Source organism: Nocardia camponoti (assembly GCF_014646135.1).
GTDB classification, from domain to species: domain Bacteria; phylum Actinomycetota; class Actinomycetes; order Mycobacteriales; family Mycobacteriaceae; genus Nocardia; species Nocardia camponoti.
Window position 1 is genome coordinate 81398 of the sequence record NZ_BMMW01000005.1, and the last position, 15007, is coordinate 96404.

A 15007-nucleotide genomic window follows, 5' to 3' on the forward strand; every position below is an offset into this window, starting at 1 on the left:
TCCACGCCCGGGCAGAGGCCTCGCTGCACTCGCGGTGCTCGCGGCTAGAAGATCCCGCCCAGCGAATCATCTCCGGCTTGCGCGTAATCCTCCTCGTGCTCGGCGAGGTAGCTATCCCACGCCGCCTTATCCCAAATCTCAAGGAAGTCAACCGAACCCACGACCACGCAATCCTTCGACAGATTGGCGTAGCGACGATGGTCTGCCGACAAAACGATCCGGCCCTGCGCGTCTGGACGCTGTTCGTCAGTGCCCGCCGCGAGTGCGCGAACGAAAGCCCTTGCCTTGGGATTGGTTCGCGACGCTGCCGCTGCCCGCCGCGCGAGCGCGGTGAACTCTTCTCGCGGATACACGGCCAGGCTGTGGTCTTGACCCTTCGTGACCATCAACCCTCCCGCCAGATCGTCTCGAAACTTCGCAGGCAACGTCAATCGCCCTTTGTCGTCCAATCGAGGGGTGTATGTACCGAGAAACATCCCGGCCACCTCCCTACTGGATTACCTCGCCGTACGGCCTCTCCTGTAGTGCGCGCCCCACATTACCCCACTTTCCCCCACTTTCAATCGAAACCCTGGGTGATCCTGCTCCCCGACAAGACAATTCCGCAGGTCATGTCAGCTATCAATCAGAGCCAACGCAATCGCGTGTTTAAGCGACCCGCGCGGGTCGCCTAGCGCGTGTCCCGACAACGTTCAGCTAACAGCGGGTATTTCGGACGCGTTTTTGCGCGGCGAGTGGGGCGCGTGCCCTAGGTGGGTGGGCACAGACGAGTGAAGGCGGCGTCGCACCCGCGGTGGGTGCGACGCCGCCTTCGGTTCAACGAAGAGCTGAGCTACAGACGAGCTATTCCTGTTCGAACCTGCGCCGGAAACGGTCTTCCATGCGCGAGGAGAAGCCGCCCGACTTGCGCGGCGCACTGCCACGCGCCTGGGCGCCACCGGCCGACGCGGACGCACCCGCGCGGCCGGGCCGATGCACAGTGCCGACCATCAGCAAGACGCCAGCACCGAACATCGCGATGAAGCCGAACAGGCTGATAATCGGGAATTCACCGCCGAGCCGCACGGGCAGGGCGATGCCGGCGATGAGCAAGACAAGGCCGACGACGAACAACGCCGCCGCCTGCAGTCTGCGTCTCGACGACGTAGAACGGAGACGTCCGCCGCGAACAGACGAGGCGAACTTCGGGTCCTCAGCATAGAGAGCGCTCTCGATCTGTTCGAGCATGCGCTGCTCGTGCTCGGAGAGTGGCACGGTACCTCCCCCGGCACTAGGCGTGGCTGGTCGCCTCCGGGTAGGCGACGGGTAGCCGACCTTGGCGGCTATCTGCTCCCCATGATACGAGTTCGATCGTGGCCGTACCACCTACTCGGTGATAACTAAGCGGTCATGTCCCGGTCGCGACTTGGCAGCGGCGGCGTCTGCGCAGGTCTGACGGCTGCCGCGGCAAGCGCGTCGTCGACGTCGTAGAGAAACGCGCCGACCCGAGAGCAGAATTCGTCGGCCTGGGCTGCCGTTACGCCACGGTCGAGACCCGCTTCCAGCGCGGCACGGAGCTGGGAATGGGCTTCGAAGTAGTCGGCCCACATCGCGAACTCGGTGCGCGCGCGCCGCAGCAGCACCCACGCGCTGCGTGATCGGGCGCGCGGAGCTTGGTCAGCTCCCACGAGCGCGATGATCGCGCCCGCGCCACGCAACGCGGCGAGGTAGGCGGTGCGCAACCGCTCCCCTGGCTCGTTTTCCCATGCCGAATCGGTGAGTAAAGCGTCGGCTTGGCGAAGTAATCCGCCCGCGCGCCCATCGTGTCCAGCCATCTACCGCACCTTTCACCCCTCGCACTGATCGAACAATCATTCGAACGTTTGAATTGAGCTTCAATGTAGAGGCACCCACCGACAAGTTTCCGACGAGAGCGATGACAGCCGTCAAGCCCAACCACACCCCCGCCCCGGTCGTCGTCGACCTGAGCGCCGCAGCGCTGCGCGTTCGGATGCACGACGCCCTGTCGGTCTATGTCGCCGCGATGGACTATCCGCGCGGCACCGAGCGCCATCGCGCGCCGATGTGGACCGAACACACAACCCGGGCGGGGTGGCGCGCTGTCGCGGCGATGCTGCCCGACGATTCGGGTGCGATTGACCTGCGTAGCTCCCCGATTCTCGCGATCGCCTACGGATATCGGGGCGCGCCTCGGCAGTGGTGGCATCAGCAGGTCCAGGTCGGCATGCGACGCTGCGGCTGGCCCGACAGTGCCGCGCGCGACCTGCTCGCCGACTATTTCGAGCTCACCGAACTGCATGTGCATCCGTCGGCGCAGGGTCGTGGGATCGGCGCGACGCTGCTCGCGCGGTTGCTTGTCGACCGGCCCGAAGCCGCCGTTTTGCTGTCGACACCCGAGGTGCCCGCTGAAGAAAATCGGGCGTGGAAGTTGTATCGCCGCGCTGGGTTCACTGACGTGATTCGCGACTTCGTCTTCGCGGGCGACACGCGGCCGTTCGCGATTCTTGGTCGTCGCCTGCCCTTCGACGGGGTGCTGTGAGTTCGGTTGTTGTCGTTGGGTCTGGGCACAACGCGCTGGTCGCGGCCTGTTATTTAGCTCAGGCTGGCAAGCGGGTCACGGTGTTGGAGCGCGACACCGTGCCCGGCGGCGCGGTGTCGACCGTTGAGCGGTTTCCCGGATACCTCGTCGATCGTGGGTCGTCAGCGCACATCATGGTTCGCCACACCGGGATCATCGAGGAACTGGGGTTGGCGCGGTTTGGGTTGCGCTACCTCGACTGTGATCCGTGGGGGTTCACGCCGGGCGACGGAGTGTCGCCACCGATCGTTTTCGAACGCGACCTCGCGCGGACGTGCGCGTCGATCGAGGCGGCGTGTGGGGCGCGCGATGCTGACGCGTATCGCCGGTTCGTTGAGCTGTGGGGGCCGCGTAGTGCGCGGGTGATGCGGGCGTTCGGTGGGCCGCCGACGCCTGGGCGATTGTTGCGGTCGTTTTGGGGGTTGGACGCGTCGGCGGGTGGGTCGGCGCTGTCGCGTGAGTTTCTGCAAACCGGCGACGCGCTGTTGGACAGTTACTTCGACGACGAACGACTCAAGGCGTCGCTCGCGTGGTTCGGGGCGCAGTCGGGGCCGCCGATGTCGGAGCCGGGGACCGCGCCGATGGTGGGGTTCGCGGCGTTGATGCACACGTTGCCGCCCGGGCGGGCGGTTGGCGGGAGTGGGGCGTTGAGTGCGGCACTGATCGCGCGGTTGCGTGCTGACGGTGGTGAGTTGCATTGCGGCGATGGGGTTTCCGCGCTTTCTTCGGTGGGCGATGAGTGGCTGGTACGAACCGAGTCGGGTCGAGAGATTCGCGCCGATGCGGTTGTCGCGGGTTCGCACATCCTCACCACGCTTGACCTGCTGCGGGCCGGTGGGTTCGCGCCGGAGGTGCTCGACGAGTGGCAGCGGCGGATTCGCGTCGGGCCGGGGATCGGGATGGTCGTGCGGTTGGCGACGGACGCGTTGCCCGCCTACCCCGACGCGTCGGTCGCTGAGTCAGCGCACGGCTTGCAGTTTTTAGTTGCCGACCGCGCGCACTTGCGGTTGGCGCATGGGAATGCGATGGGCGGTTGCTTGCCGCCGCGTCCGGTGGTGTTGGCGATGAGTTTCAGCGCGGTCGACCCGTCGATCGCGCCAGCGGGACGGCATCAGGTGTCGCTGTGGTCGCAGTGGCATCCGTACGCGCTCGCTGACGGAAGTTCGTGGTCTTCGCACGCAGACGCCGAGGCGGACCGGATCATCAGCGAGGTCGACCGCTTCGCTCCGGGCTTCAGCTCGTCGGTGCTCGACCGATTCGTGCAGACGCCGGTTGATTTGGAGCGCGAGATGGGGTTGCGCGGCGGGAACGTGATGCACGTTGAGATGTCGCTGGACCAGATGATGCTGTGGAGGCCATTGCCCGAACTGTCGAGCCAGCGGGTCCCGGGCGCGCCGGGGTTGTATTTGACGGGCGCGTCGACGCATCCGGGAGGTGGGGTGTCGGGGGCGAGCGGCCGAAGCGCGGCGCAACTGTTGCTGTCGGATGGGCGGGGGTTGCGCAGGTTTTTGCGCCGATGAGGGGTGTGGGGAGTCGCGGAGGCGCCGGAGCCGCTTCGGCGGACGAGCTCACGCTCACTCACACCGTCGAAAGTGGTTGCGGCAGACCATTATCGGTGCAGCGCCCTCGGGTCGTGTCGATGTTTCAGCGTGGGCGGTGACGCGCAGGTGCCGTGGCAGCCAGGAGGTGTTGGCTGGGCCGGGCGCAGGTCGAACGACCGCGCGCTGCCTTTGTACGGGGACGCTGTGACGATGCGAGGTGCGGGCAGTGCGCGGTGAGTTGGCGGCTCGGTATTCGGTGAGCGCTCGAAGCGTGGTGCGGCGGGTCGTCGGGGGTGTGCGGGCGTGGTTGCGGGCTGAGCCGGTGCGGGTGCTGCCTGCGGGGGCCGCGCTCTTGCTTGTCGCGGTGCAGATCGCCTATCCGCTCACCGACGGGGCCGCACGGGACGCGGTTACCTGTGCGGTCGTCGGGTTGTCAGCGCTTACCGCGTTACTGCATGCCTGGATCACGCGCGGATTCGCTTGGGCCGCTTCATTTTTCGTCATCGTGTCCGGGCTTGGGTTCGTTGCCGAGGTTGTCGGGACGCGGACGGGGGTGCCGTTCGGGGCGTACTCCTATGCGGTCGGCCGACTCGGGCCCGCCATCGCCGACGTGCCCCTCGTGGTTCCGCTGGCGTGGACCGGTGGGCTGTACCCGATTTGGATCGTCGCGGGGTTGGTCTCGACTGGGCCGTTGCGCCGGGTCGCACTGTTCGCGGTGAGCGCGGTCGGCTGGGACCTTTTCCTCGACCCGCAGATGGTCGCGGACGGCCAGTGGACGTGGGCGGACCAGTCGCACGGCCTGCCCGGTCTTCCGGAAATCCCGCTGACGAACTACGTCGGGTGGGCATTGGTTGCGACCGTCATGGGCGTGGGGCTAACGCTGCTTGACCGCTTCGGCCCCCGCCCTCGCACCGTAGCTGTGACCGCGCGCCCACCCCAGCTCGATGTGCCCGTGACAGGCGATCACGCCCGTCGCAACGGTATTGGCGCATCGATGTCACCGACCGCACCGCCGCGGAGCGAACCCGGACCCGGCGAGATCGATGCTGGCGCACCGAACGACCCGATCGACCAGGGCGGCACCGCCGCACACCTCGCACTCGCACGACCACGGTCGAATAGCGGCCCTTTCGCCGACGACGCGGTACCCGTCGCCGTCCTGCTCTGGACGTGGCTCGGGTCGACGCTCGCACACGCGGTGTTCCTCGGACTGCCCGCATCGGCGGTCTGGGGGTTCGTAGGGATGGCACCGATTGGGGGCGCGCTGGTGTACCGACTGCGGGAACGTGCCCGGCGCGGGCCACAGACTGCCGGTTAGGGACCGTGCGTGCGGGCACGGGCGACGCCGCGATCGAGTCAGCGACTCGCCCAGCTCGTGTCGGGGTCGACTGGGTGCAACGGAGCGTCGACGGGCAAGAGCACAGTCCCGCTCGGGTCGGCGCGACCACGGTGTCCGTCCAGTTCGCGCCCGTCAATGAGGTCGCTGACAAGGAGTCATGCTCGGGTCGACGCTCGCACACGCGGTTTGCCGCGGACTGCCCGCGTCGGCGGTGGGGGTTCGTGGGAACGGCACCGATTGGGGCGCGATGGTGCTTCGGCTGCGGGAACGTACCCGGCGCGGACCAGGGTCAGCTGGCTAGCACCGTGTCTTTGGGCTGCCCGCGTCGGCGGTGTGGAGGTTCGTAGGGGTGGCACCGATCGGGGGCGCGATGGTGTACCGACTGCGGGAACGTGCCCATCGCCGGCCACAGTCGGCTGGTTAGGGCTGTGTGTTCGGGCTGCGCGCTTCGGCGGCACGGGTCGTGCGAATGTGGGCGCGCTGGGGTTTCGTAGGTGGGAAAGGGCTGGTCGGGGCGGGGGTCGGGGCGTCGGGTGGGTTATGCGGCGTGAGCCTGGCACGATGTGACCCGTGCAGCCGAGTCCCGTCGCCGACATGCCCATCGCCAGCCGACCTTCACGTGCGCCGCGAGTGCGGCGTCTCGCGTCGGTGATCGCCCTGTTCGCGTTGCTCGCGCCCGCGCTTGTCGGATGCTTGCGTGTGCAGGCGTCGCTTGGCGTTTCGTCGAACGACCGCGTTTCCGGGCGGATTGTCGCGGCGTCAGTGCCGACGAACTCCAACGACAAGGGTCCGCAGCTCACGACGCCCGAACAGCTCGCCGCGAAGGTTCGCATCGAGAACTACAACCAGGACGGGTACGTCGGCTCCCAGGCGTTTTTCGACGACCTCTCGTTCGGTGAGGTCAGCCAGTTGGGTGGGCTGTCGGATCAGACGCAGGGCATGTTCTCGCTGAACTTCACGCGTTCGGGCGATTTGGTGAGCCTCGCGGGTCGCGTTGACCTCCAGTCGGTGCCACCCCACGGTTCCGACGTGCAGTTCTCCATCGCGTTCCCCGCGCGTGTCGCGAAGACCAACGGCACCCGCGAAGGCGACAACACCGTCTTGTGGAAACTGCCCGCGGGTGAGGTGAGCACCCTGCGCGCCGAGGTGAAGTACGCCGACCCGAACACCCGCTCGTTCGCGGGCTGGGCGGGCATCGTCGGCGGGATCACCCTTGCCGTCGCTGCAGTGGCGGCGGGCATGGCCTACCGCAACCGCAACCTCCCGCCACCGAACGCCCCGCGCCCGAGCTTCTCCCCGTCCGAAATGTGGCGTGAGGTGGCGAGTCGCCGACTTGGGCGGTAGGAGACAGCGACACCCGACCGGGTCTGGCTGCGCACCGATAGCTCGCAGGTGGGCCAGCCCCGCCACGCCAGGTCGACGGGGGTTTGGGCGGCGGGTCGCGTGCGGATGAACTGGGCGCGCGTCGGGCGCGGGTTGACCTCCCTCGGCACCGGTGTTGCCTGCGCGGGGACGCTGACCGCCGCCTACAACCTCGCGACGATGCGCGTGTTGCCGCGTGCCGGAGTGGCGGTGCTTGAGCCAGTGACGGTGTGTATTCCGGCGCGCGATGAGGCGGAAACGCTGCCGCGCCTGATCGCCGACCTTCGCGCACAGGTTGGCGTGCCGCGCATGCGGGTGCTGATCCTCAACGACGCGTCAACCGACGACACCTTCGCGCGAGCACACGAAGCGATCGACGGCGACGAACGCTTCACCTTGCTGCACTCAGCCGCCGAACCAGCCCCTGGCTGGACTGGCAAAGCCGCAGCATGCGCGCGCCTCGCGGCACGAGCGGTTGATCTCGCCCAGCGGAACTCCAACGCAGACATTGCCGAGGATGGCGCGGACTCCGTTCAGGAACGCGGTGCAGCTACGCAGGGTCGAGCGGGACTGTCTCCGCGCATCGCTTCGCGCGGAGAGACGCTGGTCTTTCTCGATGCCGACGTGCGGGTGGCGCCGCAGGCGATCGCTTCCGCTGTCGCCGAATTGCGCAGGGGCAGTGCGGGATTGGTTTCGGTCTGGCCGGAGCAACTCGCGGGGTCGACGGTCGAAAAGGTGATGCAACCGCTGCTTGCCTGGTCGTGGGCGTCGACCCTGCCGGTGACCGTCAGCAATCGCAGTCTGCGGACGTCGATGGCGGTCGCCTGTGGACAGTTCCTTGTCATCGACGCTGACGCCTATCGCGCGGCTGGCGGGCACGCCGCTGTTGCTGCCAGCGCGACCGAGGACCTCGATCTCGCCCGCGCCTTGCGCAGAAGCGGTGCGAAAACGGTGTTGGTCGCCGCAGGGCCGGGGGCCCGTACTCGCATGTACACCGATGCGACCGCCCTCACCAGCGGATATACGCGCTGGCTGCACTCGGCCTACGGTGGTCGCATCGACTCCGGCGCCGCAGTGGGCGCGGTGCTCGCGCTTGCATATTGGGTTCCGCCGGTCGCCGCCGTCTTCGCGCGCGGTCGCACGCGCCGCATCGGTTTGCTTGGGTACGCGGCTGCCGTCACGGGCAGACTCCTTGCGCGGCGCATCGAAACACCATCGGCACCACCACTTTCCGATGTCACCTCAGCGGCAGCGCATCCCCTCGCAGTGGCCAACTATCTGACCCTGTGGGCGCGCTCGCACTACCGCCGCCGCAACGACAAACTCCGGTGGAAGGGCCGAACCTTGGTCGCCACCGGACACGTGGCACCCGCATCACGTCTGCGCTGATCCATCCCCGGAATCAGTCCGAGGCTCCTCAGCGCGGCTTTGCCGGTTGGGCAGTCGCACCGTCGCCGCCGTGGCGACGAACTCCGGTGGAAGGGCCGAACCTTGGTCGCCACTAGACACGTGGCACCCGCATCACGTCTGCGCTGACCGATCCCCGGAATCAGTCCGAGGCTCCTCAGCGCGGCTTTCCCGGTTGGGCAGTCGCACCGTCGCCGCCGCAGCGACGAACTCCGGTGGAAGCGCCGAACCCTGGTCGCCACTAGACACGTGGCACCCGCATCACGTCTGCGCTGATCCATCCCCAGAATCAGTCCGAGGCTGCTCAGCGCGGCCGGTTGGGCGGCCGTGGTCTGCGGCGCACCGCCAGCTCCTGCGGCGGGGGTGCCGTGGCAATGTTACGAGTCGTCTCCGCACGGACGAAACCGCACCGAAAACCGGCCAATCCCACCACTTTCCGAAACCGATTGCGGTGGCACAACTGCCGACGCGTGCCTACGTCCACTTGCGGACCCGCACCGACGCTCGCCACCTCAGCGTCGCAGGCGCGCCAGGCCGACTGAGCGTCCCCAACGGCGGCAACTAAGCGGTTGCGATCCGAGTGGCATAAACGTGCAAGTTCACGCCCAAACTGCCGAATTCGAGTGCCCAAGCCGCGAACTAGCACGAATATGCCACCTGTATCGCAACCACCCCGTTGCCATCCCATTCCCGGCGATTGTCCACCCCGACACACCCAACCGCGCCGATGCGCTCACGCTGATTTGTACCGTTGTGCAACCCCCACATCGTGACCGATGCTCATCGTTGTCTGGACCAGTTGGTCCGGGCGGCTAACCATCCAGAGCGACCGAGAGACCTGGCTCGATGACGTCGCAGCAACCCGTCCGCACATGCGGAGGTGGGTGCTTCCTGCCAGGTGCGATGGAGGAGTAGGGATTTCGATGACCGTATCCGTAAGTGCTCCCGCGGATTCTGCGTCATCGGTCGATGTCGACCCGGTGCCGCCGATCGCGGGCTCGTGGCATCCGTGGCGTTGGGTCGTCGCGGCTGTCGCGCTGGTGCTCGTCGCGCAGTTCGCGCACGGGCTGATCACCAATCCGGGCTGGGATTGGGCAACGTTCGCACAGTATTTCACCGCGAAATCCGTGCTCGCCGCACTGTGGGTGACGATTGAGCTCACCCTGTGGGGCGCCGGGCTCGGCTTCGGCCTTGGCCTGTTGATCGCGATCGGCCGCATGTCGACCAACCCGGTGCTGCGCGTGATCGCGTGGACCTACATCTGGGCGTTCCGGTCGATTCCGCTGATCGTGCAGCTGCTGTTTTGGTTCAACATCGCCTACCTGTATCAGCGCCTGTCGCTCGGAATTCCGTTCGGCCCCGGCTTCATTGACTTCGAGGTCAACGGGGTGATCAGCGGTTTCAGCGCCGCCGTGATCGGGCTCGCGCTGCATCAGGCCGCGTATTCGGCCGAGCTGATTCGCGCTGGTCTCCAGTCTGTCGATGAGGGTCAACTGGAAGCTGCTGCGGCGCTTGGCATTCCACGCTGGCGACAGTTCCGCACCATCGTGCTCCCCCAAGCGATGCGCTCGATTCTGCCGAACGCGGCCAATGAGGTGATCAGCCTGTTCAAGTCGACCTCCATCGTGTCGGTGATGGCGATCGCGGAGCTGTTCTACCAGGTCCAGGTCGTTTTCGGCCGCAACGGCCGCGTCGTTCCCCTGCTCATGGTCGCGACCGTTTGGTACATCATCCTCACCACGATCCTGTCGGTCGTTCAGCACTACGTGGAGCGCTATTACGCGAAAGGCGTTGGCCGCCAAGCAGTTCAGCCACCGTGGCAACGCGCGAAAGAACGCTGCATCGCCATCGCCAACGCGACCGCACCAAGGGGAGCAACCCGATGACCACTCCCGCCATCGCCGCTCGCGCGATTCACAAGTCTTTCCGTGGCACCGAGGTGCTACGCGGGGTCGACCTCACCGTCGCACCGGGCGAGGTCGTCGCCGTGATCGGCCCGTCCGGCTCCGGCAAATCCACCTTGCTGCGGGTGCTGAACCACCTCGAAGCCCAGGACTCCGGCACCGTCGAAGCCGACGGCGAACTCATCGGCTACCGGCTGCGGCGCGGCGCGCTGCACGCGCTCAGCGACCGCCGCGTCCGCGCCCAACGCGCCCATATCGGCTTCGTTTTCCAGCAGTTCAACCTGTTCCCGCACCTCACCGCGTTGGAAAACATCGTGTTCGCGCCGGTGTCGGCGCAGGGCCGCGACCGCGCGACCGTGCGTGCGGAAGCACTCAGCCTCCTTGAGTGCGTCGGCCTGAAAGATTTCGCCGACGCCTACCCGCGCCGACTTTCCGGCGGTCAACAGCAACGCGTCGCCATCGCACGCGCACTTGCCTTGCGCCCCAAGGTGATTCTCTTCGACGAGCCCACCTCCGCGCTTGACCCCGAACTAGTCGGCGAAGTCCTCACCGTGATCGCCACGCTCGCCCATCAGGGCACCGCGCTGGTGATCGTCACGCACGAAATCGGTTTCGCCCGTGAGGTTGCCGACCGCGTCGTCTTCCTTGACGGCGGCAAAGTCGTCGAAACAGGCACTGCCGCACAGGTTCTCGACGCCCCCGAACATCCGCGTACTCGCGCTTTCCTCGCTCGCGTTCACTAGCAGAACAGGCTCTTGATGAAATTCTCTACATTCTTTGGCATTACGGCCGCGGCGACGCTGTTGCTGACCGGGTGCGGCACCGATCCCGAGGCTGCCAACACGGTCAAGGCCGCTGGCGTCACCTTCGACCTGTCGCCGGAGCAGGCCGGTCGCATCCACGTCCCGAAGGACGAAGCGGCAGCAGCGTTGGTACCCAAGGCAATTCGGGATCGCGGCACGCTGCTAGTGACCGGCCCGTCTGGCGCTGCCCCACCGCTGCGGTTCTACGCGACCGACGACAAGACCGTCATTGGCTCCGAAGTCGACCTCGCCACCCTCTTCGCTGACAAGCTCGGCCTGAAACTTGTTCCTCCGTCGCCGATTGGTCGGTGAACTTCGTTCGCGTCGACTCCGGTGAGGTCGACGCGTTCATCTCCAACGTGACCGTCACCGAGGAGCGCAAGGAGAAGTACGACTTCGCGACCTACCGCAAAGACAACCTCGCCGTCGAGGTGCCTAAGCAGAGCACGCTTGAGTTCAAGGATCGAAAGAGCTTGGCGGGCAAGCGGGTTGGCGTCGGCAGCGGTACCAATCAGGAGCAGCTCCTGGTGAAGTGGAACGAGCAGAACGTCGCCGAGGGGCTGCCCCCGGTCGACATCACTTACTACCAGCAGATCACCGATCACTACCTGGCGCTCCAGTCGCAGCGACTCGACGCCTACATCACCCCCAACCCGAGCGGCATTTACCACTCGACAACGTCGGGCCAGACGAAGCTGGTTGGTTCGTTCTCCGGCGCTGGCGACATCATCCAGGGCGAAATCGCCGTGACGACCAAGAAGGACAACGGCCTGATCAAGGCCATCCACGCCGCGATCGCCAGCGCCATCGCCGACGGCAGCTACCAGAAGGTGCTCGACCGCTGGGGCCTCGACTCGGAGAAGGTCACCGAGTCGCGCATCAACCCGCCGGGCCTGCCCAAGAAGCCGGTCGCCTGATGAGCTCGTCGACGCGCGAACTGCGCGTGCATTCGGTTGCCCAAGACGACCCGCTCGCCGCGCCGCTGCTCGCTGAACTGGCCGAGGAGTACGCGACGCGCTATGAGCGCCCGCCCGTCGCGGTGCATGACAGCCTGCGTGCCTACTCCCCCGACCACTTCGCCGCACCGCACGGCGCGCTGCTTGTCGTGACCCGCGACGACGAACCGATCGCGGGCGGCGCGTTCCAGCGCTATGACACCGAAACCGCTGAGCTGAAACGCATTTGGACGTCGAAGGCGCATCGCAGGCAGGGTCTGGGTCGCTTCGTTGTCGCCGAACTCGAAGCACTCGCACGCGAACGCGGCTACCGGCGCGTGTACCTGACGACCGGCTGGCGACAGCCCGAGGCGGTCGCGCTGTACCTCGCCGCTGGCTATCGCGCCCTGTATGACCCGACGTTGCCCGCCGAAGAGGTTGGGCCGCATCCGTTCGAGAAGTGGTTGACCGCATGAAGTTCTTGTTGATGACGCTCATCACCCACGCTCCCGACCCGATTACGGGCGTCACGCCGTCGACGCGCGGGCGGTTCGCCGAGGTGATCGACATCGCCGAACGCGCCGATGACCTGGGTTTTGACGGTTTCGCTGTCGGCGAGCGGCACGAGGATCCGTTCATCTCGGCCGCGCCGCCGGTGATCTTGAGCAACCTCGCCGCCCGCACGCGCAATATCGCGCTGTTCACCGCCGTGACCACGCTGAGCCTGCTCGACCCGGTGCGCGCGTTCGAGGACTATTCGACGCTCGACAACCTCAGCGACGGCCGCCTTGAGTTGATCATCGGCAAGGGCAACGGCACCGCACAGGCCGAGCTGTATCACGTGACAACCGACGACCAGTGGGACCGCAATCGTGAAGGCTACGAACTGTTTCGGCAGTTGTGGGCAAGCGATGACGTGACGTGGGAAGGCCAGTTCCGGCCGTCGTTGAAGCACGCGAAAGCACTTCCGCGACCGCTGCAACCGCGCCTGCGCATCTGGCACGGCAGCGCGACAAGCAAGGATTCGGTCGAACTCGCCGCCCGCTACGGCGACCCGGTTTTCTCGGCGAATGTCACCAATCCTGTTGCGCCGTATGCGGAATTGATCGCCTACTACCGCGAACGGTGGGAGCACTACGGGCACGATCCCGCCGACGCGCTCGTTGGCGCGGGCACTGCGGGCATTCAGGTGTCGCGCACGTCGCAGGAGGCGCTTGCCGCGTTCGCACCGATTTACGCTGCGCGCCTTGAGCTTCAGCGCACGCGCGGTATTCCGATCGTGTTCGACACCCTAGAAGATTTCGTTGAACGGTCGTCGGCGCTCATCGGGTCGCCTGAGCAGGTGATTGACAAGGTGAGCCGCTACCACGAGCAGCTCGGCCACGAGGTGATTCACCTTTCCGCCGACCGCGACGGTCGTTCCGAGTCCGCGTTTATCGACAGTCTCACCCTGTTCCAAGCCGAGGTGGCGCCGGAGTTGCGTCGTCGCATCCCGTCCAGGCCGCTCGCCTCCCAATTGTCCGGAGCCACACTGTGATTCGCTCTCGTGTTCTCGCCGTCGCCGCCGTTGTCGCGACGGCGACCACTCTCGCCGCGTGCGGCACCGACAGCGCTGGCGGGGGCGATGCCGGTCCGCCGCAGCCCGGCGGGACGTTGCGCTACGGCCTATCGGGTGCGCCGACTTGCTCGGACCCGGCACAGTCGGGCACCAATCAGACCATTTACGTTGCGCGTCAGATCGTTGATTCCCTCACCGATCAGGACCCCGCGACCGGCAAAATCACCCCCTGGCTCGCCAAGAGTTGGGAGGTGAGCCCGGATGCGAAGGTGTTCACCTTCCATCTCGCCGACGGCGTGACGTTCAGCGATGGCACGCCGCTGACCGCCGATTCGGTGCGCGACACCTTCGACGCGATCACCAAACTTGGCGCGGCGAAGGCGACGCTGGGCACCAGCTACCTCACCGGTTATGTCGGGACGACGGCCGTCGACAAGCTCACTGCCAGAGTCGAATTCAAGGCACCGAACGCACAGTTCTTGCAGGCGTCGTCGACGCCGCAGCTCGGTATCTTGGCCGCGTCAACTAACGCTAAGCCCGCCGAAGCGCGCTGCGCTGGCGACAACATCGGCAGTGGGCCCTTCACCTACGCGAGCTACAAGCAGGACCAGTCGGTGACGCTGGCTAAGCGCGCCGGATACAGCTGGGGCTCAGCGGTTTTCGCACATCAGGGCGAGGCCTACCTGGACAAGATCGAATTCACTGTTGTGCCCGAATCTGGCGTTCGCACAGGCAGTTTGGTTTCCGGGCAACTCGACGCGATCTCGGATGCGCTTTCCCAGGACGAGCCGCAGATTTCCAGTGCTGGCGGCCGCGTGCTTTCGACGTCGAACCCGGGTTTGGTTTTCGGTCTGCAGCCCAACTTCACCCGTGGCGTGCTGCGCGATCCCGTCGTGCGGCAGGCACTGCTGCCCGCGATCGACCGCAAGCAGCTCGTTGACACCGTGCTCGGGCCGCAGTTCAAGCCTGCGACGTCGGTGTTGGCGGCGAACACGCCCGGTTACGTTGACCAGTCGTTGACCTACGACCCGGCCAAGGCAAAATCTCTTCTTGAGCAAGCTGGTTGGGTGCCAGGTCCCGACGGGATTCGCGTGCGCAACGGTGAACGGCTCAGTGCCGCTGTGACTTTCAGTGCGGTGTTCGCTGGAAATCAGGCGATCTTGGAGTTGGTGCAGCAGCAGCTCAAGCAGATCGGCTTCGACTTGAAGCTTGATCTGGTTTCGACGCCGGAGAGCTTGGCGCGTTCAGCGTCGAAGGATTTCGACTTCAGCTACGGCAACTCGACCCGCGCCGACGGCGACATCCTGCGTACCTCGTTCGCGCTTGCTGGCCGAAACCTCAACGGACGCGGCCCCATTCCCGCCCTGGATGCCGCGCTCGACGGGCAGTTGTCGACCATCGACACCGCAGCACGCAACGCACAACTGGCGACGGCGCAGCGCGAAGTCCTCAGCAACGGGCTCTACATCCCCACCATCGAGCTTTCGCAGGCGATCGGCGCTGGTCGCAACACCCACGACGTGAAGTTCGAAGCGTCGGCGCGGTTGCAGTTCTTCGACACCTGGGTGAGCGGGCGCTGA

General features: G+C 66.2%; 13 protein-coding genes, 1 pseudogene and 1 riboswitch. Of the genes and pseudogenes, 11 read left to right on the forward strand and 3 right to left on the reverse strand.

Features of this window, described 5'->3' with window-relative positions; translation table 11 throughout:
- Window positions 1-44: 44 nt before the first annotated feature.
- The 3 genes from mraZ to IEX78_RS21435 all read right to left on the reverse strand — a co-directional run bounded on the left by mraZ (window position 45) and on the right by IEX78_RS21435 (window position 1814).
- Window positions 45-476, reverse strand: a complete 432-nt coding sequence (gene mraZ, locus IEX78_RS21425) for a division/cell wall cluster transcriptional repressor MraZ (RefSeq protein ID WP_188830843.1) — start codon at window positions 474-476, stop codon at window positions 45-47.
- Window positions 477-843: 367 nt separating this feature from the next.
- Window positions 844-1254 (reverse strand): SCO2097 family morphological protein, encoded by a 411-nt coding sequence (locus IEX78_RS21430; protein ID WP_188830844.1) that lies wholly within the window; start codon window positions 1252-1254, stop codon window positions 844-846.
- Window positions 1255-1379: 125 nt separating this feature from the next.
- Window positions 1380-1814, reverse strand: coding sequence for an SAV_6107 family HEPN domain-containing protein (locus IEX78_RS21435; protein WP_188830845.1), 435 nt, complete (start codon window positions 1812-1814; stop codon window positions 1380-1382).
- A gap of 101 nt (window positions 1815-1915) precedes the next feature.
- On the opposite strand from IEX78_RS21435, the gene IEX78_RS21440 reads away from it, so the two are divergent.
- The 11 genes and pseudogenes from IEX78_RS21440 (at window position 1916) to IEX78_RS21495 (ending at window position 15007) form a co-directional block, all read left to right on the forward strand.
- The gene (locus IEX78_RS21440) at window positions 1916-2539 is read left to right on the forward strand and encodes a GNAT family N-acetyltransferase (protein WP_188830846.1); all 624 of its coding nucleotides are present in this window, start codon (window positions 1916-1918) and stop codon (window positions 2537-2539) included.
- Window positions 2536-4098 (forward strand): phytoene desaturase family protein, encoded by a 1563-nt coding sequence (locus IEX78_RS21445; RefSeq protein WP_188830847.1) that lies wholly within the window; start codon window positions 2536-2538, stop codon window positions 4096-4098. The genes IEX78_RS21440 and IEX78_RS21445 overlap by 4 nt, the downstream gene beginning before the upstream one ends.
- 277 nt (window positions 4099-4375) lie before the next feature.
- Window positions 4376-5437, forward strand: coding sequence for a carotenoid biosynthesis protein (locus IEX78_RS24425; protein WP_229684209.1), 1062 nt, complete (start codon window positions 4376-4378; stop codon window positions 5435-5437).
- A gap of 615 nt (window positions 5438-6052) precedes the next feature.
- Window positions 6053-6802: an LppM family (lipo)protein gene (locus tag IEX78_RS21460; RefSeq protein WP_188830944.1), complete on the forward strand. Its 750-nt coding sequence runs from the start codon at window positions 6053-6055 to the stop codon at window positions 6800-6802.
- 105 nt (window positions 6803-6907) lie between these two features.
- Entirely contained in the window at window positions 6908-8209 is a 1302-nt protein-coding gene (locus tag IEX78_RS21465; protein WP_188830945.1) for a glycosyltransferase family 2 protein, read from the forward strand.
- Between the two features lie 831 nt (window positions 8210-9040).
- A riboswitch (SAM riboswitch) is annotated at window positions 9041-9137 on the forward strand.
- 13 nt (window positions 9138-9150) lie between these two features.
- Window positions 9151-10113 (forward strand): amino acid ABC transporter permease, encoded by a 963-nt coding sequence (locus IEX78_RS21470; protein WP_188830848.1) that lies wholly within the window; start codon window positions 9151-9153, stop codon window positions 10111-10113.
- Window positions 10110-10874, forward strand: coding sequence for an amino acid ABC transporter ATP-binding protein (locus IEX78_RS21475; RefSeq protein WP_188830849.1), 765 nt, complete (start codon window positions 10110-10112; stop codon window positions 10872-10874). Before IEX78_RS21470 ends, IEX78_RS21475 begins: the two co-directional genes overlap by 4 nt.
- A gap of 15 nt (window positions 10875-10889) precedes the next feature.
- Window positions 10890-11851, forward strand: a pseudogene (locus IEX78_RS21480) (transporter substrate-binding domain-containing protein).
- Window positions 11851-12345 (forward strand): GNAT family N-acetyltransferase, encoded by a 495-nt coding sequence (locus tag IEX78_RS21485; RefSeq protein ID WP_188830850.1) that lies wholly within the window; start codon window positions 11851-11853, stop codon window positions 12343-12345. Before IEX78_RS21480 ends, IEX78_RS21485 begins: the two are co-directional and overlap by 1 nt.
- Complete coding sequence (locus IEX78_RS21490) at window positions 12342-13406, forward strand: LLM class flavin-dependent oxidoreductase (protein WP_188830851.1); 1065 nt, start codon at window positions 12342-12344, stop codon at window positions 13404-13406. The genes IEX78_RS21485 and IEX78_RS21490 overlap by 4 nt, the downstream gene beginning before the upstream one ends.
- Window positions 13403-15007 carry an ABC transporter substrate-binding protein gene (locus tag IEX78_RS21495; protein ID WP_188830852.1) on the forward strand — a complete coding sequence of 535 codons (1605 nt, stop codon included), beginning with the start codon at window positions 13403-13405 and terminating at the stop codon, window positions 15005-15007. Before IEX78_RS21490 ends, IEX78_RS21495 begins: the two co-directional genes overlap by 4 nt.